Annotated in this window: 1 protein-coding gene; it reads right to left on the bottom strand. The window is 40.4% G+C overall.

The window, feature by feature from the left end; all coding sequences use genetic code 11:
• The coding region (locus ACMZ6U_RS10635) for a transposase (protein WP_416108373.1) at positions 1-688 on the bottom strand (688 nt) is incomplete at both ends.

Here is a 688-nt window from a genome sequence, read left to right as displayed (position 1 = left end):
TTGTGAGATTCATACTCATGAAGAGGAAGCCAACTTCCGTTTGGACAGCTTGATTGCCTCTTACATGAACTCTTCGCACACCAAAAACACTCTTCAATCGGCCAAAAACGGGTTCGACATCGATTTTCCGTTTGGCATAGATACGAGAGCCTTCTTCGCTATGTAATTCTTCCTTGATAAGTTCCTTAAAGTAATTCCAAGTCGGATTGTAGTGAATCTGTTTCTGACGACCACTTTCTGTTTTGGCAAGTTTTTCCAACTCCGCTGTGTCTTGTATGTTATCTGCCTCGTAGATTTTAAAGTCACGTTCAAATCCGTACTTGTCAGTTCGGCGAGAGTAGTTCTTAGAGGAATAAACAACTCCGTCTGGTTTAATAAACTGATCTGTCTCTTCAAGATAATCCCAATTATTTGGATTAGTAGGACTATTCTTATATTTCTTTGTCAATTCCTTCTGGTACATGCCATAGGGGATTAGAGGTATTTTCTCCAACTCATCAATTATAAAAACGTAGTTCTCTTCACTTCCATAACCTGCATCGGCTACAATGTGTTGGAACAAGTCCAAGGTTTGAATCGATTGGAGGAAGGGTTTTAGAGTTCTAGTATCTGTTGGATTTGGAAAGATGTCGTAGGCAAGGACATATTGACCATTGGTGGCAGCTTGGACATTGTAGCCAGGTTTGAG

Origin of the sequence: Streptococcus pluranimalium, assembly GCF_047785745.1 — a bacterium.
Classification (GTDB): domain Bacteria; phylum Bacillota; class Bacilli; order Lactobacillales; family Streptococcaceae; genus Streptococcus; species Streptococcus pluranimalium_B.
Note: the sequence above shows the minus strand (reverse complement) of the source record. Positions and strands in the feature narration are given on the sequence as shown.